At 38.3% G+C, this 26,070-nt stretch carries 26 protein-coding genes and 5 tRNA genes; 7 read left to right on the top strand and 24 right to left on the bottom strand.

What is annotated here, in order from left to right:
- Window positions 1-672 carry a hypothetical protein gene (locus tag CFH81_07210; GenBank protein ID DAB39994.1) on the top strand — a complete coding sequence of 224 codons (672 nt, stop codon included), beginning with the start codon at window positions 1-3 and terminating at the stop codon, window positions 670-672.
- An 8-nt stretch (window positions 673-680) separates the two neighbouring features.
- Window positions 681-941, top strand: coding sequence for a hypothetical protein (locus CFH81_07205; protein DAB39993.1), 261 nt, complete (start codon window positions 681-683; stop codon window positions 939-941).
- Between the two features lie 196 nt (window positions 942-1,137).
- Here the strand turns inward: CFH81_07205 and CFH81_07200 are convergent, their stop codons facing one another.
- Window positions 1,138-2,073 carry a methionine sulfoxide reductase gene (locus CFH81_07200; protein DAB39992.1) on the bottom strand — a complete coding sequence of 312 codons (936 nt, stop codon included), beginning with the start codon at window positions 2,071-2,073 and terminating at the stop codon, window positions 1,138-1,140.
- Between the two features lie 58 nt (window positions 2,074-2,131).
- On the bottom strand, window positions 2,132-2,515 hold the full coding sequence (locus CFH81_07195) for a GntR family transcriptional regulator (protein DAB39991.1): 384 nt from the start codon (window positions 2,513-2,515) through the stop codon (window positions 2,132-2,134).
- A gap of 302 nt (window positions 2,516-2,817) precedes the next feature.
- On the opposite strand from CFH81_07195, the gene CFH81_07190 reads away from it, so the two are divergent.
- The 3 genes from CFH81_07190 to cydB are packed head-to-tail and all read left to right on the top strand — an operon-like array spanning window position 2,818 to window position 5,688.
- Complete coding sequence (locus CFH81_07190) at window positions 2,818-3,027, top strand: DUF4492 domain-containing protein (GenBank protein DAB39990.1); 210 nt, start codon at window positions 2,818-2,820, stop codon at window positions 3,025-3,027.
- A gap of 2 nt (window positions 3,028-3,029) precedes the next feature.
- Entirely contained in the window at window positions 3,030-4,556 is a 1,527-nt protein-coding gene (locus CFH81_07185) for a cytochrome ubiquinol oxidase subunit I (GenBank protein ID DAB39989.1), read from the top strand.
- A gap of 1 nt (window position 4,557) precedes the next feature.
- Window positions 4,558-5,688, top strand: coding sequence for a cytochrome d ubiquinol oxidase subunit II (gene cydB / locus CFH81_07180; protein DAB39988.1), 1,131 nt, complete (start codon window positions 4,558-4,560; stop codon window positions 5,686-5,688).
- Window positions 5,689-5,932: 244 nt separating this feature from the next.
- Here the strand turns inward: cydB and CFH81_07175 are convergent.
- The 4 genes from CFH81_07175 to CFH81_07160 all read right to left on the bottom strand — a co-directional run bounded on the left by CFH81_07175 (window position 5,933) and on the right by CFH81_07160 (window position 6,440).
- Window positions 5,933-6,020, bottom strand: a tRNA-Ser gene (locus CFH81_07175).
- Between the two features lie 55 nt (window positions 6,021-6,075).
- A tRNA-Cys gene (locus tag CFH81_07170) sits at window positions 6,076-6,149 on the bottom strand.
- A 5-nt stretch (window positions 6,150-6,154) separates the two neighbouring features.
- Window positions 6,155-6,242: transfer RNA gene (locus CFH81_07165), tRNA-Leu, on the bottom strand.
- A gap of 123 nt (window positions 6,243-6,365) precedes the next feature.
- Window positions 6,366-6,440 (bottom strand) — tRNA-Gly (locus CFH81_07160).
- Between the two features lie 171 nt (window positions 6,441-6,611).
- Here CFH81_07160 and ilvD point away from each other — a divergent pair.
- Window positions 6,612-8,300, top strand: coding sequence for a dihydroxy-acid dehydratase (gene ilvD / locus CFH81_07155; GenBank protein ID DAB39987.1), 1,689 nt, complete (start codon window positions 6,612-6,614; stop codon window positions 8,298-8,300).
- A 58-nt stretch (window positions 8,301-8,358) separates the two neighbouring features.
- Here ilvD and CFH81_07150 read toward each other — a convergent pair whose 3' ends face one another.
- A complete protein-coding gene (locus CFH81_07150; GenBank protein DAB39986.1) occupies window positions 8,359-9,402 on the bottom strand; it encodes a hypothetical protein in 1,044 nt (347 codons plus the stop codon).
- Between the two features lie 307 nt (window positions 9,403-9,709).
- On the opposite strand from CFH81_07150, the gene CFH81_07145 reads away from it, so the two are divergent.
- Window positions 9,710-10,198 carry a hypothetical protein gene (locus tag CFH81_07145; GenBank protein ID DAB39985.1) on the top strand — a complete coding sequence of 163 codons (489 nt, stop codon included), beginning with the start codon at window positions 9,710-9,712 and terminating at the stop codon, window positions 10,196-10,198.
- 101 nt (window positions 10,199-10,299) lie between these two features.
- Here the strand turns inward: CFH81_07145 and CFH81_07140 are convergent, their stop codons facing one another.
- The 17 genes from CFH81_07140 to CFH81_07060 form a co-directional block, all read right to left on the bottom strand.
- The gene (locus tag CFH81_07140) at window positions 10,300-10,656 is read right to left on the bottom strand and encodes a 50S ribosomal protein L20 (protein DAB39984.1); all 357 of its coding nucleotides are present in this window, start codon (window positions 10,654-10,656) and stop codon (window positions 10,300-10,302) included.
- Between the two features lie 134 nt (window positions 10,657-10,790).
- Window positions 10,791-10,982: a 50S ribosomal protein L35 gene (locus tag CFH81_07135; protein ID DAB39983.1), complete on the bottom strand. Its 192-nt coding sequence runs from the start codon at window positions 10,980-10,982 to the stop codon at window positions 10,791-10,793.
- 239 nt (window positions 10,983-11,221) lie between these two features.
- Window positions 11,222-11,770: a translation initiation factor IF-3 gene (locus tag CFH81_07130; protein ID DAB39982.1), complete on the bottom strand. Its 549-nt coding sequence runs from the start codon at window positions 11,768-11,770 to the stop codon at window positions 11,222-11,224.
- A complete protein-coding gene (locus CFH81_07125; protein ID DAB39981.1) occupies window positions 11,767-13,581 on the bottom strand; it encodes a threonine--tRNA ligase in 1,815 nt (604 codons plus the stop codon). Before CFH81_07125 ends, CFH81_07130 begins: the two co-directional genes overlap by 4 nt.
- A 90-nt stretch (window positions 13,582-13,671) precedes the next feature.
- A tRNA-Val gene (locus CFH81_07120) sits at window positions 13,672-13,747 on the bottom strand.
- 33 nt (window positions 13,748-13,780) lie between these two features.
- Window positions 13,781-14,419 (bottom strand): hypothetical protein, encoded by a 639-nt coding sequence (locus tag CFH81_07115; protein DAB39980.1) that lies wholly within the window; start codon window positions 14,417-14,419, stop codon window positions 13,781-13,783.
- A gap of 32 nt (window positions 14,420-14,451) precedes the next feature.
- Complete coding sequence (locus CFH81_07110) at window positions 14,452-15,198, bottom strand: diaminopimelate epimerase (GenBank protein DAB39979.1); 747 nt, start codon at window positions 15,196-15,198, stop codon at window positions 14,452-14,454.
- Window positions 15,195-15,788 carry a dephospho-CoA kinase gene (locus CFH81_07105; protein ID DAB39978.1) on the bottom strand — a complete coding sequence of 198 codons (594 nt, stop codon included), beginning with the start codon at window positions 15,786-15,788 and terminating at the stop codon, window positions 15,195-15,197. Before CFH81_07105 ends, CFH81_07110 begins: the two co-directional genes overlap by 4 nt.
- A 1-nt stretch (window position 15,789) precedes the next feature.
- Complete coding sequence (locus CFH81_07100) at window positions 15,790-16,380, bottom strand: hypothetical protein (GenBank protein ID DAB39977.1); 591 nt, start codon at window positions 16,378-16,380, stop codon at window positions 15,790-15,792.
- A 77-nt stretch (window positions 16,381-16,457) separates the two neighbouring features.
- Window positions 16,458-18,140, bottom strand: a complete 1,683-nt coding sequence (locus CFH81_07095; protein ID DAB39976.1) for a murein L,D-transpeptidase — start codon at window positions 18,138-18,140, stop codon at window positions 16,458-16,460.
- A 76-nt stretch (window positions 18,141-18,216) separates the two neighbouring features.
- A complete protein-coding gene (locus tag CFH81_07090) occupies window positions 18,217-18,870 on the bottom strand; it encodes a hypothetical protein (protein DAB39975.1) in 654 nt (217 codons plus the stop codon).
- Window positions 18,871-18,930: 60 nt separating this feature from the next.
- A complete protein-coding gene (locus CFH81_07085; protein DAB39974.1) occupies window positions 18,931-19,563 on the bottom strand; it encodes a protein-L-isoaspartate O-methyltransferase in 633 nt (210 codons plus the stop codon).
- 56 nt (window positions 19,564-19,619) lie between these two features.
- Window positions 19,620-20,348: a hydrolase gene (locus CFH81_07080; GenBank protein DAB39973.1), complete on the bottom strand. Its 729-nt coding sequence runs from the start codon at window positions 20,346-20,348 to the stop codon at window positions 19,620-19,622.
- 11 nt (window positions 20,349-20,359) lie between these two features.
- Window positions 20,360-21,379 (bottom strand): ribonucleotide-diphosphate reductase subunit beta, encoded by a 1,020-nt coding sequence (locus tag CFH81_07075; protein ID DAB39972.1) that lies wholly within the window; start codon window positions 21,377-21,379, stop codon window positions 20,360-20,362.
- A 142-nt stretch (window positions 21,380-21,521) separates the two neighbouring features.
- Window positions 21,522-21,833: a hypothetical protein gene (locus tag CFH81_07070; GenBank protein DAB39971.1), complete on the bottom strand. Its 312-nt coding sequence runs from the start codon at window positions 21,831-21,833 to the stop codon at window positions 21,522-21,524.
- 203 nt (window positions 21,834-22,036) lie between these two features.
- Complete coding sequence (locus CFH81_07065; protein DAB39970.1) at window positions 22,037-24,403, bottom strand: ribonucleoside-diphosphate reductase subunit alpha; 2,367 nt, start codon at window positions 24,401-24,403, stop codon at window positions 22,037-22,039.
- 335 nt (window positions 24,404-24,738) lie between these two features.
- Window positions 24,739-26,067: an adenylosuccinate lyase gene (locus CFH81_07060; GenBank protein DAB39969.1), complete on the bottom strand. Its 1,329-nt coding sequence runs from the start codon at window positions 26,065-26,067 to the stop codon at window positions 24,739-24,741.
- Window positions 26,068-26,070: the final 3 nt, after the last annotated feature.

Raw genomic sequence — 26,070 nt, 5'->3', positions numbered from 1 at the left:
ATGAGTTCTTTGTTTCCAGGCTATACCCATATTGTCAACCCAAAGCTCAAACACATCTACCTCACATTTGATGCCAATGGAGATCTTATCATTAAATCTCCCAAAGTCTCACTAAAACATATCGAGCATCTTTTGCTTAAAAAGGCAGAGTGGATTCAAAGTTCTAGGGCTAAAATACAAAATAAAAAAGGCAAACCGCTAGATTTTTTAGGAAATAATTGTCTCTATTATTTAGGAGAGCAGTACACTCTCGAGCTTGTAGCCCATTCGCAAAAAATAACAAGGCTAGAGTTTGACGGGACGGCATTTATACTTTTTTATCACTCTTACAATCCTCTTCTTTTTCAAGCACATATCGACCGTTTTTATGCCGACAAAGCCAAAATGCTTTTTCCTCCGCTCGTTAAAGAGTGGTCCAAGAAGATGCAGCTATCTCCCTCTGCAATAAAATTTCGCAAGACTAGGCGACAGTGGGGGAGTTGCAACGGAAAAAATGCAGTAAGTTTTAATACAATGGCCATGAAACTTCCTCTTTGTGTGATACACTATCTTATTGTCCATGAACTCGCGCACATTAAATACAAGCATCACCGAAAAAGTTTTTGGCAGTTTGTTGCGCAACATATGGCTGATTATAAAACTCATATTGCCGAGCTTAAAACCTACATTTAAGGATTCGAATGGATACATTATATCTCATACTTTTTCTAGTGATTATTCTTGCGGGCTCCGTGTTGAGCTATGTCTATTATCTCAAAGAAAAAAAGAGCGAACTGGCAAGCATCAAGCGAGGATTTTGTCCAAAGTGCCACCAGAAAAGCATTGAGCTTGCTGATCAAAGATCAACGGGATGCTCTGGGCCAAAAATCCTTACTTTTACTTGTACACAATGCGGCTATACCAATACGTTTTCGGTACATGGGTCAGATTGCGGTATTTGATGTTCCGGTACTACCTCTCTTGCAGCACACAAAAGGGTAAAGCCCTGAATTTTGATTCTCTCTTGCACAAAAAGTTTTACTTCTTCTCCAACCAAACCTGAAATCCTGCCTTTTAACAGACATTTAATCAATACAGAGAAGGTCTGCTCAAACGAGAAAGGTAGACACACCTCCCCTGCTTGCATCACTCTTGAAACTAATCAAAACGCTTCACATACCCATGGCAATAGGGAGTCTTTTCTTTTTGCTGATAGTAGTTCTGGTGATAGGCTTCAGCTTTATAGAAAGGCTTTATATCCAGTACCTTGGTGGCAACTTTAAAGCCTTTTTTTTCAAGCAAACCAATAAGATTTTCAATAACTTCTCTTTCTTTCTGATTGCCCACAAATACCGCGGAACGATATTGTTCTCCAATATCCGGTCCTTGGCCGTCTATTTGGGTAGGATCATGAATCTCAAAAAATGTTTTAGCAAGCGCTTCATAAGTAATGATCTTTGGATCATACACTACTTCTACAGCCTCAAGGTGTCCTGTTTGGCCGGCAGACACTTGTTCATAAGTGGGAGCCTCAATAGCACCTCCCATATACCCGGAGGTCACTTCTTTTACACCGTTGAGTTTTTCAAGGTAATATTCAACACCCCAAAAACATCCCCCCGCAAAGTAAGCCTTCTGTAACACTTTGTCGAAATTGTCTTTTTTTGCTTCAAACTGAAGTGAAATGGAGTTTACGCAGTGTCTCGTGTTTTTGGGAGTAAACCCCTCTCCCCTAAATACATGGCCAAGATGTGCACCGCACTTTGCGCAAACAATTTCCGTGCGTCTACCATCGTCATCCGTTTGTTCTTTGACTGCTCCGGGAATGGCATCGTCAAAACTTGGCCATCCGCAATGTGAATTAAATTTATCTTTAGAAACATAAAGCGGTTGGCCACATACTTTGCAGGTATAAATACCCTCTTGCGTTGTGCTTACATATTCTCCCGAGAAAGGCATTTCCGTTCCTTTGTCTACAATCACATGCTTTTCTTCGGGCGATAGCGTCTTAATACGCTCAGTCCATGGCTTCATTTGATCCCCCAAAAGAAAGGCCAAAAACAACAATATCCACACAAGACTTATTTTTTTCATTACACTTTCCTTTATGTTCAATATATGCTACTGCCTTTTTATACATTTTCCGCCTTTCTTAGTCACGAATTATCGCATATTTTCCAGACCCAAGCAAAACTATTGCCAACGAAGAAATCAAAAACAGTATGGGTAACTCTATCATCCATGCCCCATGAGCATTGATGGCAAAAATATCTTTACTGTGTGCCAGGTAGATAGCCCCCACCATCGTCATCGCAATAATACCGGCCCACCATCGGCTTTTCCATCCAATAATAAGAAAAATGGGCGCAAGTATTTCGCCGACATAGATCCCATATCCTAACATCTCAGGAAAATGATGTGCCGCAAGCATTCCTTTGATCGGAGCAATGCCGTGCGTTGCTTTATGAATGCCGTGAAATAACATCAAGCCCCCCACCATTACTCGCAACATTAATTTTGCCATGTTCTCATGCATCTGTTCACTCCTTCGAATATAGATTTATTTGATCTTTTATCATAGCATAAAATATACTTTTTCCTATTGATTTCAATAGATCAATTGGCTCTATAAAAAACCTTTCGAATATTTTATATTGATAATAATCACAAATTTTTCTTCTTCAGAATGCGCCCTTTATTTTTATATTTTTATTGCCGTAAAGGTATTAGTTTTGCCATAAAATAATTCTTTAATACTATTTATTATCTCTTGATAAATACTTGACACAAGATTAAATTCATAATAAAATATGGTCATATGTTCAAAAAGGTAAAGCTATGAATAGTATAAAACTTATTTATGATATGTATATAGAAGGTTTTAGAAAGATGACGGTAGGGAAAATACTATGGAAAATAGTTTTTATAAAACTATTTGTAATTTTGATAGTTTTAAAACTTTTCATACATGACAAAACATTTCAAAGTGAATATAAAACAGATAGCGAAAAATCTGAATTTGTTTCATCTAATTTGACAAGGAGATAGTTATGGAAGAGACATTGGTGGACTGGAGCAGAGCACAATTTGCCTTGACCGCAATTTATCACTTTTTGTTTGTCCCCCTTACATTGGGACTTGGCTTTATCGTTGCTTTTATGGAAACTATCTATGTTAAAACAGGTGATGAAAGATGGAAAAAGATCACCATTTTTTGGATGACCTTGTTTGCAATCAACTTTGCTATAGGTGTTGCAACCGGCATTATTATGGAATTTGAGTTTGGTACAAACTGGGCAAACTATAGTTGGTTTGTGGGGGATATTTTTGGAGCACCTTTAGCAATTGAAGGTATTTTAGCATTTTTTATGGAAAGTACATTTTTTGCTGTAATGTTTTTTGGATGGAACAGAGTATCAAAAAGCTTTCATTTGCTTTCAACCTGGCTGGTAGCTATAGGTTCAAATCTTTCGGCACTCTGGATATTGGTTGCAAACGGATGGATGCAGTATCCCGTAGGTATGGTATTTAATCCCGATACAGCAAGAAACGAAATGAGTAACTTTTGGGAGGTAATACTTTCTCCCGTAGCCGTGAGTAAATTTTTACATACTGTAGGCAGCGGTTATGTGATAGCCTCTTTGTTTGTTGTGGGCATAAGTAGCTGGCTGATACTAAAGGATAAAGATACGTGGATGGCTAAAAACTCTTTGATCATAGGGGCCACTTTTGGGTTCATTACTTCACTTTTTCTTTTATTCAGCGGCGATGAATCGGCACATCAAGTTGCTATGACGCAACCGGTTAAACTGGCTGCCATGGAAGGACTGTATGAAGGAAAAAATGAAGCGGGGATCGTAGTAATAGGAGCACTTAATCCGAACAAAACACTCCAAAATAATGAAAATACATATCTTTTTGAGCTTGAAATTCCATATATTCTATCGCTTCTTGGACATCACAATATTGATGCTTATGTGCCGGGGCTTAAAGATTTAGTTTGGGGCAACAGCGAACAAAACATCATGAGCGCGAAAGAGAAAATCCAAAAAGGCAAAATTGCCGTTGAAGCGTTTAAAGAATATAAAAATGCAAAACGTACCGACAATGATGAAAAAGCAAATGAGGCGAAAATGGTTTTGGGTGAAAATATGCCATATTTTGGATATGGATATTTGGAAAAACCGGAAGATATCGTTCCGCCCGTTGCTTTAACATTTTATAGTTTTCATCTAATGGTCATACTGGGAATTTGGTTTATGGTACTTTTTGCTCTTCTTTTATTTCTTGTTCAAAAAAGAGAAATTACCAATTATAAACTAATTTTAAAATCTGCCCTTTGGTCAATACCCCTTGGGTATATTGCTGCCGAAGCAGGATGGATTGTGGCCGAAGTAGGCAGGCAGCCATGGGCTGTACAAGATCTTATGCCGGTCGGTATAGCGGTTACAAATATTTCAAGCACGAATGTCATGATAACATTTTGGCTCTTTGCGGTTCTCTTTACTGCATTATTGATCGCTGAAATAAAAATTATGACAAAACAAATTGAACTTGGTTTTGAGGGGAGGCACTAAGATGTTTGAAAATTTATCTCTGTTGCAATTGCAACAATATTGGTGGAGTATAATCTCACTTCTTGGAGGATTATTCGTTTTTATGATGTTTGTACAAGGAGGGCAAACTCTTTTAAATACTCTTTCTGCAAACGAAACGGAAAAAACCATGATGGTCAATAGCCTAGGCAGAAAATGGGAGCTTGGGTTTACTGCTTTGGTATTGTTTGGCGGAGCACTTTTTGCCGCTTTTCCTCTTTTTTACAGTACAAGTTTCGGGGGAGCCTACTGGGTATGGATGGCGATCCTTTTTTGCTTTATCATTCAAGCCGTTAGCTATGAATACAGAATAAAACCAAATAACTTTTTTGGTCAAAAAACTTATGAAACTTTTTTATATATCAACGGAAATATGGGCGTATTTTTGCTTGGCGTTGCCGTAAGTACTTTTTTTAGCGGCAATGAATTTATCATAGATGAAAGAAATTTTTCATATTGGCAAAATGATTTAAGGGGCTTGGAGGCATTACTAAATCCGTTCAATTATTTGCTTGGCTTTGCTTTGGTATTTTTATCAAAAATATTAGGTGCGCTATATTTTATAAACAGCATAGACCATCAAGACATACAAAATAGGGCCATCGACTCAATCAAATTTACCATGATTGCATTTTTGATATTTTTCCTAAGCTTCATAATTTGGATTTTAACTAAAGACGGTTTTGCGATCAATGAAAATGGCTCCATTTATATACAGTCTTTTAAATATTTGTTGAATTTTCTAGACATGCCTGTCATTTTAGGCATGTTTTTGTCGGGTGTTGTGATGGTAATTACAGCAGTTTATTTGACTGTGCATTTTAACAAATCCTCTTGTATTAAAACAGGAGGAGCAGGTACAGTATTGGCGGTAACCGCGTTGCTATTAAATGTGGGACTCAATGGCACTGCCTACTATCCCTCTACATTTGATTTGCAAAGTTCCTTAACTATTATGAATAGTTCCGGCAGTCACTATACATTGATGGTCATGGGATATGTTTCTTTGATGGTTCCTTTTGTTTTAGGATACATAGCATACGCCTGGCACCAAATGAATAAAACAAAAATTACGAAAGAAGAGATTGAGGCGCCCGATGCGCACAATTATTAGGAGGAAAATATGGATTATACAGTTTCATTATTTTGGTTAGGCCTTTGGCCTGCGATAATATACTTTAGCTATAAAATTTCACTTAAAAACATAAAAGGATTCAAAAACAATATCTTAAAAAAATAAGCAGAAATTATGGCTAAATACCTAAAAATATTTTCCAATCAAACCTAAGTTGATTTTGGAGTAGCAGTATCTTGTCTGCATAAATTTCGTTAGCACAATGATGAATAAAGAATGAAAATGGCCGGGAGAGGGGGATTCGAACCCCCGGAAGTGTTACCTTCGCCGGTTTTCAAGACCGGTGTATTCAACCGCTCTACCATCTCCCGATGGTTATGAAAAGAATAAAATTCTATCCTAAAAAGATAAAATCTAGTTTAAATATGGAGGAGCTACCCGGATTTGAACCGGGGATAGCAGCTTTGCAGGCTGCGGCCTTACCGCTTGGCGATAGCTCCAAAGGTGGTGCCCGGAGCCGGACTCGAACCGGCACAGCTGCAATAGCCGGGGGATTTTAAGTCCCCTGTGTCTACCGATTTCACCATCCGGGCATCATAGAAACACCACTTAAACAATTATAAATTTATACACTTCTAGTCTCTTCTGAGTTGCACAATGAATTCAGCAAGATTAATTGATTGTGACCGTTTCACATCAAGAGGATTTTTTATTTATGGAGCGGGCGAACGGATTCGAACCGTCGACCCTAACCTTGGCAAGGTTATGCTCTACCCCTGAGCTACGCCCGCACCCCAACAACCATTTGAAGAGTTTAATCCGAAAATGGAATGACATTATAGCTAAAAAATATTTTAATGTAAAGAGAAAACCATGGTTTTGTGGCAAAAAAATGATTTATCCTGCTCTTTTTGAGTACGAAAGTGCTATAATCATTCAAATTATCTTAAAGGTTCTTAACAATGAGAAGTGATGAAATAAAACAGGGATTCAATAGAGCCCCCCACAGAAGCTTACTTCGAGCTACTGGATTAAAAGATGAGGATTTCAATAAACCGTTTATTGGTGTAGCAAACTCTTTCATTGAAATTATTCCCGGACATTTTTTTCTAAATAAAGTGTCTGAAATTATCAAAGAAGAGATTCGTGCAAACGGATGTGTTCCTTTTGAGTTCAATACAATTGGAGTTGATGACGGAATCGCAATGGGACACGATGGTATGCTCTACTCTCTTCCAAGCCGTGAACTTATTGCCAACTCCATAGAAACAGTAATGAATGCCCACAAGCTTGATGCAATGATTGCCATTCCTAACTGTGATAAAATCGTTCCTGGTATGATTATGGGTGCACTGCGTGTAAATGTGCCGACAGTATTTGTATCTGGCGGACCAATGCAAAAAGGGTATACAAAAGATGGGATGCCCATTGACCTTGCTTTTGCTTTTGAAGCGGTTGGAAAGCACGAAACAGGTGAAATTACAGACGAAGAGCTTTATGATATCGAATGCCATGCGTGCCCAAGCGGCGGCTCATGTTCGGGAATGTTTACAGCTAACTCCATGAATACACTCATGGAAGCTATGGGAATAGCGCTTCCGGGCAACGGAACAATTCTTGCATTAACCCCCGAAAGAACGGAACTTTATAAAAAAGCAGCTCGCCGTATCTGTGAAATAGCCAAATTAGAACAGGTAGAGCGTGACAAATATAAGCTTAAAAATATTCTTAATGAAAATGCCGTACGCAATGCATTTGCAGTAGATATGGCAATGGGAGGGAGTTCCAATACTGTTTTGCATATGTTGGCTATCGCGAAAGAGGCTGATGTGGAATTTTATTTGGAAGATATTAATATTATCTCTAAAAAAGTTTCACACATTGCCAAGATATCCCCGTCACTTAGCACCGTACATATGGAAGATATCAACAGGGCCGGCGGAGTCAATGCCGTAATGCATGAGATGATGAAGCGCGGGAATAATGTTCTTATCGATAATCTTACCATCACTGGTGAAAGTTTATATGAGAAAATAGCGGATGCTAAAATTTTAGATACCAATATCATTCATACTATAGACAATCCCTACTCCGAAGTTGGAGGGCTGGCTATACTTTATGGAAATCTTGCCGAACAAGGAGCTGTTATCAAAACAGCCGGGATCACAGGAGAAAGAGTTTTTACGGGTACTGCAGTATGTTTTAATTCTCAAGATGAGGCTATTGAAGGCATCCTTAAGGGAAAAGTAAACGCAGGAAATGTAGTTGTTATTCGCTATGAAGGCCCAAAAGGAGGACCGGGAATGCAGGAGATGCTAAGTCCGACAAGCCTCATTATGGGAATGGGTCTTGGCGACAAAGTTGCGCTTATTACAGATGGCCGTTTTTCCGGTGCGACCAGAGGAGCAAGCATAGGTCACGTCAGCCCGGAAGCAGCCGAAGGGGGAATGATAGGGCTACTTGAAGACGGTGATGAAATTCATATTGATGTGGACAATCATATCCTGGAAGCAAATCTTACATTTGAAGAAATAGCCAAAAGAAAAGACGAATTTAAGCCTATACTGAAACCTTTAAAATCAAAATGGCTTAGTCAATATAGAGCGCTTGTTACCAATGCCAGTTCAGGTGCCGTTTTAAAAGCAGAATAAACAAAAACTAACCCTCAATCTTGAGGGTTTTTAAAAAAAGTACTTATCTTTAGAATTTTTAGAGAGATGTAGAGGCTGGGGGAGTAACTCTTCTTGCGACTTTAAATCTTTCATTATAAAAAGATTTTGATAAATCGGTTATAACTACTTTGTTTTTGGCTGAACTTGCATGGATAAACTTACCATCTCCAATATAAATACCTACATGATTAATATATCCCTTGCGATTTTTAGATGTATCAAAAAACACAAGATCTCCCTTGCGCAACTCTTTTTTACTTACCGCTTTCCCTACTTTTGATTGGGCAATTGCTCTTCTTGGCAAACTGATACCATTTTTCTTATATACATAAGTCGTCAAACCTGAACAATCAAAAGTATCTTTGTTTCCCGTTGCACCCCAAACATATTTTTTTCCCAATTTTTGCTTTGCCAAAGAAGTAATCCTTGTAGGCTCAACATTACAAATATTTTCGGATTTTGATTTTGTAGCTTTTGTAGATAATTTTTGATTATTTTTTTGAGCATGATTGCTTGCCAATGGGGCAGCATGAGAAATAAGAGCTGTTTTAAGCGCCTTATTTGACTGATCATTTTTTGCTACCAATGTTTTTATTGCTTTTTTATCTTCTTTGTTTAGTTTAGTTGTCTTGGTGGCAACTTGAACTATTTTTTTATTGCTGTTTTGAATATTTGTATTCTGGGGCACCTGTATCATTCTTCCTAGCTTAAGTGTTTCTCCGCTTTTAATGCCATTTGCTCTCCTGATCCCATCAACGGTTGTGTGATACTTTCTGGCTATGGCAAAAAGGGTATCACCTTGGCAAATAGTATGTGCTGTAGATTTTACACTATTTTTTTGTGCTATTTTTTTGTCTGTTTTAGCATTCGATGGCACTTTTAATACTTTGCCAAGCTTAAGAATCTCTCCCTTCTTAATATTGTTGGCCTTTTGGAGTTCTGCAACACTGGTATCATACTTTCGAGCTATTGTATAAAGAGAATCGCCATTTTTTATAGTATGATTAATTAATTTTCCAGATGCATAAATTGCTGTGGTTGAGAGAGACATTGCAAGTAATAGTGTGTAAAATTTCTTCAAAAATACTCCTTCTTGTTAGACTTTGAATTTCAACATGATGACGCATGTCAAAAAACGTTCTACCATTCTAACAACTTTAAATTAACAAAAAATAAACATTGGTTGAAATTTAACTTAAATGCCCTATGGTCTCCAATTGTCATTCAAACAATATTTAAATACTAAGCCTCAAAACATCCCAAACCAAAAACTATTGGTCTCATTGTGCCCCTGCTTGCATTTGTTGCGAAACACTCATTTCATATTTTGTCCACGAATCATTGTATAATAATATGTAACTAGTTTATAAAATAAAAAGAGGTGGATGATGAAGCGTATATTGATGTCAGGTATTGTACTTCTTGCACTAAGCGGATGCCAAGACGGTAGAGAAAAACAGGCTCAGCATGATGCAGCAGTTGCACAAGAAGCCAGAGAACAGCTGCTAGAGGAGCTTAAAGCCAAAGAAATAGCAGATCAAAAAATCAAAGAAGAGAAAGAGAAAGATTCAAAACTTTCACAGATAGGTGTTACGATAGATAAAGGCATACTTACTGTCGACACCAATAAAACCAAAGGTTTTTTTCAGGATCTGGGCAACAAACTGGAAAATAAAATGAAAACGCTGGGCAAAGATCTTGAGGACGGCACACTTAGCGAAAAAGAGGCGGGCATAGAACTCAATAAAACACATATCAATATTGATCTCAATAAAACGAAGAGTTTTCTTGAAGACTGGAGTATAAAAATGCAAGCGCTTATAAGAGAATTGGATAATATAACAAAAGAGCTGGATGAGAAAACCGACACTAAATAGACAAAGTTTGAAAGATTTATCTGATATGAGGAGTAGTAAAAAATAAATTAATAATGAAAGAAAGGAAAGAAGCACGCCAAAGGCGTAACTTCTAAACAAAATTATTTTGCTAGTGCTGCTTTTGAAGCACTGGCTACTTTTGTGAAGGCTTCAGGTGCATTCATTGCCATGTCTGCAAGAATTTTTCTGTCAAGTTCAATATTTGCCAGTTTAAGACCATGCATAAATCTTGAGTAATTCAAGTCATTTAATCTTGCGGCTGCATTTATACGAATAATCCAAAGTCTTCTAAAATCTCTTTTTTTCTGTCTTCTGTCTCTGTAAGCATATACCAATGAACGCTCAAGTTGCTCTTTTGCTTTTCTGAAGTGTTTTCTTCTTCCGCTATAGAATCCTCTTGCTTGTTTTAATAATCTTTTATGTCTTCTGTGTCTAACGACACCTGTTTTTACTCTCATGGTTTTTCCTTTACCTTATCTTGTACTAAAACTTCTAATATACAGACTGTCTGCCGAAGTTTGGTTATAGTAGGTGTCAAACATTTTTGTTTGAACTTGCCTCATATTGAGGGAAACTACTTTGTGGGATTAACTTAGTTAATCATCTCTTTAATGTTTTTTGCATCTACGCTGTCAACATGCTTGGGGCTTCTCATGCTTCTGTGGTGTTTACCGTCCACTTTAGTAAGGATGTGGCTTCTAAATGCCGTTCCTCTTTTGATTTTGCCGCTTTTTTTAATCTTAAAACGCTTCACTGCGCCTTTAACGCTTTTCATTTTAGGCATATGCTTACTCCCTATTGAATTTTTTCTATACTTAACAGAAAATGGGACGCAATTATACCCAAATATTCTAAAAGATTTATAAAGATTTTTTGTATCTCTGCAATCCTATTCGATAAGATAAATGGATATTTCAAAAAAGAAAGAATGGATTCTGTACTTCTATTTGAAGTAAAATATTCTAAAAGAAAAGTAATTTTGACCTGTTTTGCCGTCAACAGATCAAAATGATTTAGTAGAAATTATTTTTTGAGCGGGGTGACATACATATTGATGTAACGACCTTCTTGGTGGGCATCTTTCTCCAAATGCCCAACGTCTTGAAGCATTGGCCATACGCGCTGCAACACCTCAATGCCCCACTCTGGATTTGCCATTTCTCGTCCTCGCAAAAATACACGAAGCTTCACATGCTTACCGTCTTCCAGAAATTCCCTGGCATGTTTGACTTTGTAGTTGATATCGTTTTCTGCTATTTTGCAAGAAAATTTGACCTCTTTAACTTCAATTTTCTTTTGGTTTTTTTTGGCCTCTTTTTTCTTTTTTTCGACTTCATACTTATGCTTTCCGTAGTCCATCACTTTAGCAACAGGAGGTTGGGCATCTGGAGAAACAAGCACCAAGTCCAATCCTTTGGCTTCAGCGATACTAAGCGCTTCGGCCTTAGGAATGATCCCGTATTGTTCGCCATCATCACCCAGTACTCTAAGCTCAGTCGCCCTGATTTCGTCATTCATAATGACGTCATCGCCTTTTTTTCTACCCCTGTTTCTATCGTTTTGTTTGCTCAAATTTTACCTTCTTGAAGTTGTTGTATTAATTTTACCATAAATTCGTCTTGTGTAAGATTATATTGTTCTTTGGCTCTTCTGTCGCGTATTGCAACCGTTTGCGTGCTTACTTCTTCATCGCCAATAACTACCACATATGGCACTCTTTGCTTTTCTGCGGTACGAATACGTTTATTGAGCGAATCATTTTTATCAGATACTTCCGCATCTATTCCTTCTAGCATAAGTGCCTGTCTAAGAGTATTTGCATAGGCAACATGACTTTGCGCAATCGGTACAAATATTACTTGTGTTGGCGCAAGAAAAAATGGGAATTCTCCGGCATAATGTTCAGTCAAGATAGCAATGAATCTTTCAAATGAACCAAGGATTGCTCGGTGTATCATTACCGGCTGCCTTCTGGTATTGTCCTCCGCAACATACTCTACATCAAAACGTTGCGGCAAATTAAAATCAACCTGAATCGTTCCGCACTGCCATTTTCGACCGAGTGCATCAGTAATCTTCACGTCTATTTTTGGGCCATAAAATGCGCCGCCGCCCTCATCTATCGTATAAGGCAAACTGTTCCCGTCAAGAGCATCTTTCAAACCTTGCGTTGCTAATTCCCAAACGCTATCTTCCCCAATAGCCTTATCTGGTTTTGTTGCAACTTCCATCGTGTAATTAAATCCGAACAGTTTCATGACGGCATCCACAAACTCTACCACATCAAGGACTACCGTGCTAATCTGCTCCGGTGTGCAGAAAATATGTGCATCATCTTGTGTAAATTCACGAACTCTGAGCAAACCATGCAATACCCCTGATTTTTCATGTCTGTGCACAACGCCATACTCATAAAATTTTAGTGGAAGATCACGATAGCTTTTTTGCGTCTGCTTAAAGATCTGAATATGTCCGATACAGTTCATCGGTTTAATGCCGTATTCTTGTTCATCAATGTTTGTCAAATACATGTTTTCACCATAACAAGCATAATGGCCTGATGTTCTCCACATATCAGATTTGAGTATCTCAGGACCGCGTACTGGCTGATAACCCCTGATGCGGTGCGCCTTATGAAGGATCTCCTCCAATTTTACTCTCAACTTTGCACCTTGTGGCATCCAAAACGGCAATCCTGCGCCTGCTTCGTCATTAAACATGAAAAGTTCCATTTCTGTGCCGATTTTGCGATGATCACGCTTTTTTGCCTCTTCAAGCATAGTCAAATGGGCATTAAGAGATTCTTTATCCGCAAAAGCAATTCCATAGATACGTGTTAGCATCTCTGCCTTTTCATTCCCGCCAAGATATGCTCCAGCAACGCGGGTCAGTTTAAAATTGTTAAGAAATCTTAATGAAGGAACATGCGGTCCCCTGCAAAGATCCTCAAATTCTCCCTGTTTGTAGATGCTTACCGTATCATCTGTAATGCGAGAAAACACCGCTAGTTTAAGATCATCATTCGCAAACTTTTCAAGTGCCTCTTCTTTGCTTATTGTATATTTTTCGATACTGTATTTTTTCTTGATGAGTTCTTTCATCTTTTTTTCAATATTCTTAAGATCTTCTTCCCCTATCTTTTCGGTGACCCTAAAATCATAGTAAAATCCTTCATCCACCACAGGTCCCACAAAAAATTGGGAATTAGGATAAAGTTCAGCGATTGCTTGTGCCATAAGATGTGCGGTTGAATGTCGAATGATCTCAAGTGCCTTTTGGCTGTTGTCAAATTCTATGGGGATTGCCTTGCATGATCCTTGCGCGGTTTGTGTATCTATAATGTTACCCTGGTTATCAATGTAACCGATAATATTTTCGCTCAAAATAAACCTTTTATCATATTTGTTTTTAACATAATGTTTCAAAATGGGGTAATTATAGCTAAAAGTTTGATAGAAATAAATTAAATGAAGTGGTGATCACGATTGGACTCGAACCAACGACCCCTACCATGTCAAGGTAGTGCTCTACCGACTGAGCTACGCGATCAAAATACAGGATGGCATTATGCCAAAGATATCCTTAATTTTTGCACACCCAAGCACTCTCCTTGCAAAGCTTATCTAGATATTCGCCGGCCTCGCTTTTTCCTGTTTCTAACGCCTTTTTAAGATTTTCATACGCTTTCATCTTATCATGCGCCATGCCCTCTCCCCATGCATACATAATGGCAACGTTGATTTGTGCACTGCCGTCCCCCATTTGCGCACCTTTCTGGAAAAGCTCAAATGCTTTTTGAGAATCTTTTTTTACGCCTATGCCTTCCAAATAAAATGAAGCGAGATTATTATAAGCTTCCCTGAGCCCTCCTTCGACCGCTTTTTCATACCAATATTTTGCTTTTTCAGCCGCATGGGCATCATTTATTATTCGCTCATGATAGAGTTGTGCAAGATTGTATTGCGCCGATGCATTGCCCTGTAGAGCTGATTTCTCATACCATCTTATCGCCTGAGAAAGATCTGATTTTACTCCTTTGCCATTGGCATAAATCAGACCTACATTATATTGAGCTTTGGCATCTCCTTGTTTAGCCAAAACAAAAAAAGCATTCAGGGCCTTAATGATGTTTCCTTTTTCATAGTCTGAAACTGCCTGTTCAAAGTCCCCGGAAAACAAACCTATGGTTGCAACAATTAAAACAATAAATATTTTTTTCATTTTTGCCCTATTTTTCAAATATAATCATTGTCTCATATCAAGGTCTCTGCGACAAATGTTTTTGTCACCTTTCCCCCAAAACGATAAACTCCGTCTTCATAACTCACATAAAGCTCATCACCGCTTTTTGGATGCACCTTTATTTGATCAGGTGCCTTGCCTTCTTTATGATTTCGTATAAAACAAGCAACCATCCCTGTCCCGCAAGCTAAAGTCTCATCCTCTACGCCTCGCTCATAGGTGCGCACATGCATCGTATCTCCGTCTATTTTGCAGATATTAACATTACAATTATATTTTTGACGTAAAATTCTTGCCTGTTCCAAATCAAAAGCATCAATATTTTCACGCACTGCAACCAAATGAGGCACCCCCGAATTGATTAGCCACCACATTTCACCATACTCAAAAATGTCTTCTCGGAGTATTTGAGGCTCAACCATGTCGCTCACCACATAAAGCCCATTGATTGTGGCACGTATAACCCCTGCTCCGGTTAAAAATTCGGCTTTATTGTCTTTAGAAATACCTTTTTCGTGTGCAAAATGCGCTACACAGCGGGAAGCATTTCCGCACATGTCGGCATGACTTCCGTCTGCATTATAAAATTCCCACTCAAAATCATATTCAGGATGAGGCAGCACAACAACCATTCCGTCTGCTCCCACACCGTTTTGCCTATGACATAGTTTTTTGGCTAATTGGCTTCTGTCTGCTTTTTCCTGTGCTATAAAAATAATAAAATCATTGCCGTTACCTGAATATTTTGTCACTGTCATAAAAAATCCTTTAAAATGGCTTCTTTGGCGCGTTCACACTCATGCTGCAATTGCTTCAAGCCGCCACTGTTGTCAATAATATACGTGGCTTTTTTGCGTTTCTCTTCTATGCTCATTTGAGAATCTATGCGATTGCTTGCTTCTGTTTGATTATATTTATCTCTTTGCATTAATCTCTGCAATTGCTGCTCTCTTGTTGTGTAAACTACAAGAGATTTTTCTATAGGATAACGGCCGCCTTCAAAAAAAAGCGGAATATCTATGATGTAGGGCTTTTGGAATTGCTCTTCCATATGCGCTTGCCGTTCTATCTCATTATAAATAAGGGGATGCAAGAAAGACTCGAGTATTTTACGTTTCGTACTGTCTGCAAATACTATGCCTCCCAGACTCTTCCTGTCCACCTTATTGTCTAAAACCAGATCGCTCCCAAACATCTCTGCAATTGTCATATGCTGTTCATCCAATATTTGATGTGCTATCTTATCTGCATCGATAAAACGAAATCCATATAAAGAAAGGATAATGGTTGCCGAACTCTTTCCTGTAGCAATTCCTCCTGTCAGTGCAATGGCGTATTTAAATGACATATTAGAATTTAATCAACCCTGCGAATCTCTTTTTGCTTATCGTGGGAGTTTGAAATGCACCGATTGCAATATCTGAATTGTAATAATTCAGTCCGTCTGTCAAATCTGCCCTTTGAAGATTAATATCCGCAGTAGGATGATATGCTTTGCTTGCAAGCAAAAGATTTTTACACACCAATTGTCCGTTTTCTGTCACCCCTTCATAGCGGTAAGGCATGACAATCTTAAAAAGTTCGCCAACTGTTTTGAGCTCTTTCTCAAAAACTTCTTCCTGCACAAGCATGGTGCTCGCAACTGCAGAAACTACACCTTTTGGATGAAGTGCTTTATGCAACAGACCCCAAAAAACTCTGTCTGTTTTAAAATTTTCATCCGCAACAATAGCTACATCAAAAAAATGTTCGCTCAATCTTGTCATTTGATCAGCAATATTTTCTCTGACGATAAGAATGTCTTCCAAACCTTTATGTTTTTCTACCTCATTTTTAATCTTATCGCACCCTCCGATAATCAAAATATTTTTAGGCTGGGCATGCGTACACATGGGAATATGCACAAGCATCTCGTCTTTAATGTAGTGTAATTTTTCCATACTCTTTTCCTTTAAAGCAATGTCAATTTTAGCGATTGTATCAAAAAACTATCCAAATAAGATTAAAATAGTCTTATTTACCAACTTCTATACGATTTTAGTTGCATTTCATCATATCCATATATATCATCTCTAAACTGAAGCTTGCCGTCATGGTCAATCCATGCAGTTAAATAAACAACATCTATAGGAACACTGTTGTCAAGATTCAAATAAGTCATGTTTTTGCCTTTTAGCGTCTCTTGAGACTTATCGAAATCCACATTGGTGTTAAACGTAGAAAATGTTTTTAGCAACTCTATCGGCTTGGCCAACCTGATGCATCCATGGCTAAATGCTCTTGTTGTTCTGTTAAAAAGTCCTTTTGTAGGGGTATCATGCATATAAACGGAAAACTCATTGGGAAAAAGAAATTTTACTTTACCTAGAGCATTATGTGCACCCGGTACTTGTGCAAATCTAAACGGTACAGTTTTGCTGTAACGGTATTGACTCCAATCTACAGAAGCGGGATTGATTTTCTTGTCATCTTCACCCCAACCGCTGTGAATCTCTATTTTTTCTCTTGCCATCGCATTGGCGTTACGCAACAATTTTGGAATCATTTCTTTTTGTATAATGCTTTCAGGTACATTCCAATAAGGATTTAAAACAATCTGTTTTACGCGATTGCTAAAAATAGGCGTAGGATTCTTTCGTGTTCCTGTGATTACGCCCATTTCCTGTCGTAATTTTCCATCTTCTTCAAAATACAGAGAAAATGCGGGGATGTTGATAATGATATGACGTTTTTCATTGCGCTCCTTGAACCATTTGATACGATCAAGATTTAAACGTATTGTAGCGATGCGTCGTTCAATGCTCTGATTGAGTGCCTTAATAGTTGCTTGTCCTATTATTCCTTTTGCTTCAAGTCCGTTTCGTTTTTGAAATCGAATGACTGCCTCTTTAAGACAACTGTCATATATTTTATTCTCTCTGCTTCCATTGCAACCATGATAATCTCCTGTTGCCCGCAATCTTTCTCTAAGATACGGCACCGCCGTGTAAGACTGCCCCACTGTCAATGTCCCGCTCAAGGGCACGGGTGACCATATGCCATTTCGCTGGATTTCAAGATACTGAATCAATGCTTTGCGAAGTTCTTTATAATGATATTCGTTTGGCATTGCATTTTGAAATTCTTTTTTTAGACTTCCGTTCATGAGCGCGCTTTCAATGAGTGAAACCGGACTTTCTTTGGGTTTATGGGTTACCCATGCTGCTCCAATGTCTTTTGTTTTAAGATTGGAAAGCCTTGCCTGAAATGCACCCCAATTAATGCTGCCATAAAGCGTATAGTCCGCATACCCTTTATAAAGCTGAGCGATCTTGAATTCCAAATCAACTTTCTGTGCCAAAGTACTCGAAGATTCATAAATTTTTTTTGCTTTCTCCTCAAGCTCTAACATGTCCCCATACAGTCTTGTTGAATGGCTAAGCGTTTCATCCTCTTTTATCTGGATAAATAGCTCTTGGGCAAAAGAAGAAAGGGATCTTTCATTGATCCAGACCGGAACAAAAAAAAGCTGGGTATACATCTTTCTTAAAAAACTATTTTGGGGTTGAGTCTGAAGTGAATTTATCATAATATCCGAAGCGGCTTCATGAAATTCAACTCCCACGAGACTCGCTGCAGCTTGAGGCGCGGTCCACAGCATTAAAACCGTACCAACAATTGCTAATTTGCCGAATATTTTATTTTTTATTTTTGTTATCATTTTAGTCATCCAAAGAAATTTTGTAAAGTATAACCAAAAAAATTTCAATCTACCCTATATTTTCAAACAACAAGCTTTACAAAATATCTTCATACTTTTTGTCTGAATCAATTTTTAATTTTCCCTCTATTTTTACCAATCTCCTATCACCCTCTTTATATGCTTTTTTGAGATATTTTCGTATGCGTTGTTTTTCTTTTTCTTTGATGATATTTTGTCTTTTAAGAAATTTCTTTATTCCTATCCATTTTTCAAATCTTTCAGTTGACACTGAAGAAATCTCTGTCATCTCTTTCTGCAAAAGAGGTTTTGTCTTCATTTGTTCTATTTTGTGCGTATACAATGTTCGCATTTCATAAAATGCCTGTTTAAGCAATTCAATTTCACCTCTTAGGGTTGATGACATTTGTTTATTGCTCTTTTTAAGCTCTTTCATAGTGCCTTTAAGTACTTGAATTGTCTCATCCTTGGCTGCCAATAAACGTTTGTATTCTTGTTCATTTTTTTGCTTTTGCAAAATAGACATATCGCGCGCAACCATATTAGTTTTGGAAATAATTGCTTTAGTGGGCTCTTCCTTAGATATTTGAGAATCTTCGTGGAGCACAATATAAAGTTTTCCTTCTACATTTTTAGTTGTCAAAATGCCCCGCTTTATTTTTGCGTAGACTGCTTGTCGTGAAATTCCGACTTCTTTTGCATATTCTGCCGGTTTTATCAGCTTTTCCATTATTTTGCCTTTAGTGTTGCTGATTTTAATCATAGCATAAAGTCAATGAAAATGTGTCAACTACTTTTGTGTTCCGTCCAGAATGGGCACAAAAAGACAGGGCTCTATTGCTTCTGAAGTAATGCGGCCGTTTCGCTTATAAAAACGAGTGATGATCTGCATCGGTCCTTCCTCTACGGGGGCGAGCAAAATGCCTCCTTCTGCCAACTGATCAAAAAGCACAGAAGGGATTTCTCTGGCAGTTGCGGAAAATAAAATACGCTCAAAAGGAGCATACTGTTTCCATCCTCTTTGCCCATCATCAAAACGAGTAAATATATTATATATTCCCAAAGCAGAAAAACGTATTTTAGCCTGCCTAAGGAGTTCATCAATGCGCTCAATAGTAAAGACGCGGCGGCAGATTTTACTTAATATCGCCGCCTGATATCCACTTCCACATCCCACCTCGAGGACAGAATCAATACCATCCAGTTCCAAATGTTGTGTCATTTTTGCCACCGTCAATGGGGAAGAGATCCACTGACTTGCGGCCAAAGGAAGTGCATCCAACTGGTAAGAAAGATGCTTAAAACCATTTGGCACAAAAACTTCTCTATCAACCGACAAAAAAGCTTCTTTGACATGCGGATCTAAAATAAAATGTGTTTCGATTTGTTCTACTAAGTGTTGCAGTTGTCGGACTGTTGTCATATATACTCTTCCCTCGTATTAGTGGGCAGATTCTATCTAAAATGTGATTAAAAGTATTAATTCATCACGATATAGCGACGCATTTTTTTGATCTCTCTCAAATCCACCGTGCCCTCAATTTGGGATTGCGTATCATCTTGGACCGCATCGCCATTGGGTGAAATAATCGAGGAAGATCTTGCCATATCTGCGTCACTGCTATCAGAAACAATAACATAGCATTGATTCATGACAGCCAAGGCACGTGACAATATTTCAAGATGCTGTTTTCTGGGCAATCCCCATCTGGCAGGAACCACTACAATATCTGCGCCTTCGATCTGCTTCCAAAACATCTTAAAGCGCAGCTCAAAGCAGATTAATAAAGCATACTTCACCCCTTCTATCTCGAAAGGTTTAATATTTTTCTTTTTGCCTGACAGGAAATAGTGAGTTTCGTCCCCTGGTGCAAATAGTTTTACCTTCTCCTGCCTATGGACAACTTTATGTTTGTGAATCGCTACTGCACAATTCACAAAACCTCCCCTATCTTCCAAAATAAGTGTCAATACTACAATCTGCTTATCAACTATTTTCTTGAGAATCTTAAGTGCTTTTACAGAAAATTTAGCTGCCGTTTTTAGGTGCGCATAGTCAAATCCGGTCAGACATACTTCTGGTGCTACTACGAGTGTTTTATCTTGGTGTTTCTCCAGACATTCGATTAGTTTCTCCAGATTGTCTTGATAGCGCTGAACTACAGGGAGCTGCAAAGAGACGGCTTCCATTTTTTGAAACGTTTGCATGTGCAACCGCCTTAAAAATCATCCAAATTCAAACTTCCTTTGGAATAGTTGGTCACATTTCCTTCAAAAAAGTTTGTTTTTTGATCATTAAATTGAGAAAAATTATCTACCCATTTGATGGGGTGCTCTACATTGTAAAGCTTCTTAAGCCCAACAGCACTTAGCCTTTTGTCTGCAAGATATTGGATATACTGTTCAATGATTTGATCGGTGAGCCCTAAAATTTGCCCCTGCGTGATATACACTCCCCATTCACACTCAAGTTTTACCGCATTTTTAAACATTGCATAAACTTCTTCGATCAATTCATCGGTAAAAAGTTCAGGTCGTTCTTTTTTGGTGGCATTAATCATATTTTGAAAAAGTAAAAGATGGGTAACCTCATCTCTTTGAATAAAACGAATCATCTGCGCGGAGCCTAGCATTTTTCCCGAACGTGCAAGCGTATAAATATAAGTAAATCCGCTATAAAAATATATACCTTCCAGGATTTGATTGGCAAACATTGCTTTAACGATATTAGCGTCAGTGGGATCCTTCGACAAGTCCTCATACACTTTTGCAATAGCATCATTTTTGTGCTTAAGCTTCATATCTCTTCGCCATAATTGATAAATCTCTTGGGAGTTAGTAGAGATGCTGTCCACCATCACGGCATAACTTTGGGAATGCAATGCCTCCTCAAATGCCTGCCTTACCAAAACCAAATTGATTTCCGGAGAAGTAATAAAAGGATTAAGGTTGTCTATAATGTTGTTTGTCTGTAGCGAATCCATAAAAATGAGTTGCGCAAGCACTTTATCATATGCCATTTTTTCTGCATCAGTGAGATGTTTGTAATCATTTACATCTCTTGTCATATCCACTTCTTTGGGAAACCAAGTATTGTTAAGCATCATTTCCCATAAATTATATGCCCACTGATATTTGATGTCATTGAGTTCAAATATCCCCGTAGGATCTCCTCCGAATATCTTTCTTTGGTTTGTCTTTTCTTGGGATTCGGGGTTATATATTTTTTTACGTATCATTTTTTCTCTTCAATAAATTTTTAATCTGCAATATTTTTTGACAGCGGGATTTCCTGAAAATATCATAAACAAAAGTTTTTCTCCACTCTCACGCCGTATCTCGTCATTTTTTGGAAAATATTTTTTGTACAATAAACATAAACTACAAATAAGAACAACAATAGTCTACCAATATAGAAGTTTTAACTTGAAATTTACTTTTTGCCGGAACACCAAAAGACTCTCCGCTTTTTATATGTATCCACTCATCGCTGCCTGGCAATTTTACCTCAAGCCAACCTGAAGTAATCTCCATCAATTCAGCTGCATCCGTACCAAACCCATATTCTCCCGGTTGCATAAAGCCTAATGTTTTTTTGCTTCCGTCTGCAAAAATAATTGTCCGGCTTGTCACTGCTCCGTTAAAATAACTATTGCCTTCCGCCAAAACCGTTACATTCTCAAATTTTTTCATAAATCCTCCTTTTTGGGCAATTATAACTAAATTACTTACACTCTTTTATATCTTTTCAAAAATCCAAAATATGATCCGGTCTAGCCTGGGACTCTATTTTCTGCCCAACTTAAAAATTTTAAATCTATTCATTTTGATTTCAATGGCTTCAGGCGCAGGTTCATTGCTCATTGTCTATCAAATATCGAAAAACTTTCAATCAATCATTGGCACCCAACACACTCTTGACTTCTGTCTTCCACATCATTACTGGTCTCTGGCGACTGGCTTCTAAGATAATAAGTTGATTTCAATCCATATTTCCATGCATCCATATAAATATCATTTAGATATTTGCCGCTTGCTTTGTCCAGAGTAATAAAAATATTCAAGCTTTGCCCTTGGTCTATCCATTTTTGCCTAATTGCAGCAGCACGAACAAGCACTCTTTGGTCAAGATCATAACTTGGCGTATAGTACTCCCATGTATCAGGAGAGAGGTTTGGTGCGACCACAGGAATAAGTCCGGAGAGATTCTCTTCGAACCATTTTCTTTTGTAGACCGGCTCTATAGCCTGCGTGGTTCCGGTAAGAATAGAGATGGAGCTAGTCGGGGCAATCGCCATGAGATATCCATTGCGCATCCCATCAGCTTTGACTTTTTCTTTAAGTGACTGCCAATCATGAATATTCCCAAAAAGCCCTCCTCTGTCAACCAGCTTACACGCATTTTCATTGGCTTTGTCAATTGGAAAAATGCCCTTGCTCCACTCGGATCCTTCAAAGGTGGGATATTTTCCTTTTTCTAAAGCAAGATCGCTAGATGCACGAATGGCATAGTAGGAAATTGATTCCATCACTTCATCAATTTTTATGAAATGTTCCTGGCTCCCCCATCTGATACATTTTTCAGCGAGCATTTGCGCTTCACCCATTACACCCAGCCCTATTGCTCTTGACTTACTGTTTGTCTTTTTTACTTTTGCAAGCGGATAAAAATTGAGATCTATAACATTGTCAAGCATACGAATTGCTGTCGGCACAACTCTTGCAATATCTTCTTGCGTGTGAACTTTAGAAAGGTTTACAGAAGCCAGATTGCAAACTGCCGTATCCCCATCTATTTTTTCTTTATCCACAATCCATATCTGTTTACCGCTGATACTATCAAGTGCTGTCACTTTTTTTGCGGGTTTTATCATCCCGTTGTCAACCGTCAACATTTCGTTTTCGTCGTGTGCCTCCATACTGCCGTCTTCAAAGATAAATCTTGTTTTGTAGCTATTTGGGGCTGTGTTTTGAAATATTTCTGTACAAAGATTTGAACTTCGTATAATCCCGGTATGTTTATTTGGATTTGTCTTGTTGGCAGCATCCTTAAAGGTTAAAAACGGGCTACCTGATTCGAAATAGCTTCTAAGTATCTCTTTCCATAATCCTTTAGCTGAAATAATTTCCCTTGTAACGCTTTGCGTTTTTTCCAGCTCAACATAACGCGCCTCGAATGCTGCCCCGTAAAGTTCCGTTAATTCAGGTACTTCATACGGATCAAAAAGTGTCCATGTAGCATCTTCCTGCACACGCTTCATAAACAAATCATTCAACCAAAGCGCAGGAAAGAGATCATGCGCCCTGCGACGCTCTTCTCCTGAGTTCTTTTTAAGATCGATAAAATCTCTTATATCAATATGCCAAGGCTCTATATAGACAGCAATGGCTCCTTTTCTCGTTCCTAGCTGATCAACAGCAATGGCAACATCATTGGCAATTTTCAAGAAAGGCACAATACCTCCTGCGGCATGCTTGTGACCATCTATATATGAACCCATGCCGCGCACAAGTGACCAGTCCCATCCAATTCCTCCCCCAAATTTTGAAAGAAGCGCCATCTCTTTATAACCATCGAAAATACCTTCAATATTGTCTGGCGTAGAACCAATATAACACGAACTGAGTTGATGTCTTGGCGTTCTTGCATTGGATAAGGTTGGCGTGGCCGCCATTACTTCAAATTTACTCAAAATATCATAAAACTTCTTTGCCCATGTTTGGCAATCAAACTCATTTTGTGCCAAAAACATTGCAACTCCCATAAAAAGCTGCTGCGGAAGCTCTATCGGAGAGCCTGATCTGTCTTTAATGAGATACCTGTCATAAAGCGTACGAATCCCCAAATAATTGAACTGCAAATCGCGTTCGGGCCTGATATAGTCGTTCAAGTCATCAAGATCGTATTTGTCTTTTAGTCCAAGAACAATTCGTCCTTCTTTTTCTCCGCGCTCAAAATGCTCCCTGAGATGATTATAGCCCGTAAAACCGCTTGCCTTATGATAGATATCATATAAAAAAAGCCGCGCTGCAGCAAATGTCCAATTGGGTCTGTCGATGTCAATTTTGTCAACTGCCGTTTTAATGAGTGTTTGCTGTATCTCTTCAGAGTTAATCATGTCTCGAAATTGAAGTTTTGCATCAACTTCCAACTCACTTTGGCTAACGCCTTCCAAACCTTCTACTGCTGCGGATGTATACTTTTGAATTTTTGATATATCCAATGTCTCTACTCTTCCGTTTCGTTTGACAACTCTAATCATTTCTACTCCTTTTATCCTTCAAAATAGATACAAATTGTATTCAGTTCATCTGTAACGCATTTTTATGGCTGAAAAATACCGCTATTTCTGCCTTTTATGTATAACGATTTTTTAGAAAATTACACAGGAAACATGTCTGTTTTTATAAAAATATTTTACTCAAATTTTACTTGTTTGCTTTTGAATTTATATATTATTTTATAAAAATTTTTATAAGAAAATTAATATCCTTTACAAAAAGTATAAACCCATGCAAGATTCTGCATAAGCGAGGATTGAATAAGAGAAAAAAAGAAAGCAATCATTGGCAGATTTTATAAAAAACCTGCCAAAATTTATTTGAATACGCGAGAAAAAATCTTATCTACATTTTTTGTGTAATAGTCATAGTTAAAACATTCTCTTATCTGCTTTTCACTTAGCGAGATTCTTAGCTCTTCATCTTCCAAAAGATATTGAAGATAGAGCGATTCCCCCTTTTCATTGGTTGTTGGTTTGCCATGCTGTATCTCTTCCCACACCTTCATTGCATTGCGCTGCACAATTCGGTAGGCGTCTTCTCGGCTCACGCCTGCTTTTGGCAACTCAAGAAGAACTCTTTGGGAAAAAACCAATCCTCCTGTCAGATTGAGATTTTTCATCATGTTTTCTGGCATTACCGTAAGATTTGCGATCACATTATTCATGCGATGAAGCATAAAATCTGTTGTAATAAAAGCATCGGGCAACCAAAATCTTTCTGTTGAAGAGTGAGAAATGTCTCTTTCGTGCCAAAGTGCTACATTTTCCATTGCAGGGATAGAGTATGCTCGGATAATGCGTGCAAGTCCGGTAATATTTTCTGTTAAAATAGGATTTCTTTTGTGAGGCATTGCTGATGACCCTTTTTGGCCTTTGGCAAAAAATTCTTCACACTCATACACTTCTGTGCGCTGCCAGTGTCTAATTTGTACGGCAAATTTTTCAACACTTGATGCGAGCAATGCCAAAGCCGAGGCAAGTCTGGCATACCGATCTCTCTGAATGACTTGATTGGATGCCGGTGCAAACTTTAGTCCTAACTCTTCACACGCATATTCTTCAAGCTCAAGCGGAGCATGAGCAAAATTTCCCATCGCGCCAGAAATTTGCCCTACACGAATGACTTCCATGGTTTGCTCGAGATTTTCAAGATGTCTTGCCATCTCATCATACCATACTGCAAGCACCAAGCCAAATGTGATGGGTTCTCCATGAATACCATGGCTTCTTCCGACCACTAGTGTCATCTTATGTTCATATGCTCTTTTTTTGATAGACTCCATCATCATCTTTACGTCTTCTATAATCAGTTTGAGCGAAGATGTCATTTGCAAAGCCACTGCGGTATCGACCGTGTCTGAACTTGTCATTCCGTAGTGAAACCAGCGGCTTTCATCACCCAATGTCTCTGATACAGAAGTAGTAAAAGCAATAAGGTCATGTCTTGTTATTGCTTCGATCTCATCAATACGCTCTACGGAAAATCCTGCGTTGGCTATAATTTTTTGTGCATCATCATCCGGAATAAGTCCCAATTTGTTCCATGCTTTCACTACTGCTAGCTCAACATCCAGCCATGCTTGATACTTTGCTTGCATCGTCCATTTGCTACTCATCTCTTCTCTAGCATATCGTTCAACCATATC

This window comes from Sulfurovum sp. UBA12169 (genome assembly GCA_002742845.1).
GTDB lineage: Bacteria > Campylobacterota > Campylobacteria > Campylobacterales > Sulfurovaceae > Sulfurovum.
Note: the sequence above shows the minus strand (reverse complement) of the source record. Positions and strands in the feature narration are given on the sequence as shown.

Excerpts from the sequence above, each read along its gene's own strand:
- CFH81_07210 (DAB39994.1), top strand. The coding sequence starts at position 1 with ATGAGTTCTTTGTTTCCAGGCTATACCCATATTGTCAACCCAAAGCTC.
- CFH81_07205 (DAB39993.1), top strand. The coding sequence starts at position 681 with ATGGATACATTATATCTCATACTTTTTCTAGTGATTATTCTTGCGGGC.
- CFH81_07200 (DAB39992.1), bottom strand. The coding sequence starts at position 2,073 with ATGAAAAAAATAAGTCTTGTGTGGATATTGTTGTTTTTGGCCTTTCTT.
- CFH81_07195 (DAB39991.1), bottom strand. The coding sequence starts at position 2,515 with ATGCATGAGAACATGGCAAAATTAATGTTGCGAGTAATGGTGGGGGGC.
- CFH81_07190 (DAB39990.1), top strand. The coding sequence starts at position 2,818 with ATGAATAGTATAAAACTTATTTATGATATGTATATAGAAGGTTTTAGA.
- CFH81_07185 (DAB39989.1), top strand. The coding sequence starts at position 3,030 with ATGGAAGAGACATTGGTGGACTGGAGCAGAGCACAATTTGCCTTGACC.
- cydB (DAB39988.1), top strand. The coding sequence starts at position 4,558 with ATGTTTGAAAATTTATCTCTGTTGCAATTGCAACAATATTGGTGGAGT.
- ilvD (DAB39987.1), top strand. The coding sequence starts at position 6,612 with ATGAGAAGTGATGAAATAAAACAGGGATTCAATAGAGCCCCCCACAGA.
- CFH81_07145 (DAB39985.1), top strand. The coding sequence starts at position 9,710 with ATGAAGCGTATATTGATGTCAGGTATTGTACTTCTTGCACTAAGCGGA.
- CFH81_07140 (DAB39984.1), bottom strand. The coding sequence starts at position 10,656 with ATGAGAGTAAAAACAGGTGTCGTTAGACACAGAAGACATAAAAGATTA.
- CFH81_07135 (DAB39983.1), bottom strand. The coding sequence starts at position 10,982 with ATGCCTAAAATGAAAAGCGTTAAAGGCGCAGTGAAGCGTTTTAAGATT.
- CFH81_07115 (DAB39980.1), bottom strand. The coding sequence starts at position 14,419 with ATGAAAAAAATATTTATTGTTTTAATTGTTGCAACCATAGGTTTGTTT.
- CFH81_07110 (DAB39979.1), bottom strand. The coding sequence starts at position 15,198 with ATGACAGTGACAAAATATTCAGGTAACGGCAATGATTTTATTATTTTT.
- CFH81_07105 (DAB39978.1), bottom strand. The coding sequence starts at position 15,788 with ATGTCATTTAAATACGCCATTGCACTGACAGGAGGAATTGCTACAGGA.
- CFH81_07100 (DAB39977.1), bottom strand. The coding sequence starts at position 16,380 with ATGGAAAAATTACACTACATTAAAGACGAGATGCTTGTGCATATTCCC.
- CFH81_07095 (DAB39976.1), bottom strand. The coding sequence starts at position 18,140 with ATGATAACAAAAATAAAAAATAAAATATTCGGCAAATTAGCAATTGTT.
- CFH81_07090 (DAB39975.1), bottom strand. The coding sequence starts at position 18,870 with ATGGAAAAGCTGATAAAACCGGCAGAATATGCAAAAGAAGTCGGAATT.
- CFH81_07085 (DAB39974.1), bottom strand. The coding sequence starts at position 19,563 with ATGACAACAGTCCGACAACTGCAACACTTAGTAGAACAAATCGAAACA.
- CFH81_07080 (DAB39973.1), bottom strand. The coding sequence starts at position 20,348 with ATGCAAACGTTTCAAAAAATGGAAGCCGTCTCTTTGCAGCTCCCTGTA.
- CFH81_07075 (DAB39972.1), bottom strand. The coding sequence starts at position 21,379 with ATGATACGTAAAAAAATATATAACCCCGAATCCCAAGAAAAGACAAAC.
- CFH81_07070 (DAB39971.1), bottom strand. The coding sequence starts at position 21,833 with ATGAAAAAATTTGAGAATGTAACGGTTTTGGCGGAAGGCAATAGTTAT.
- CFH81_07065 (DAB39970.1), bottom strand. The coding sequence starts at position 24,403 with ATGATTAGAGTTGTCAAACGAAACGGAAGAGTAGAGACATTGGATATA.
- CFH81_07060 (DAB39969.1), bottom strand. The coding sequence starts at position 26,067 with ATGGTTGAACGATATGCTAGAGAAGAGATGAGTAGCAAATGGACGATG.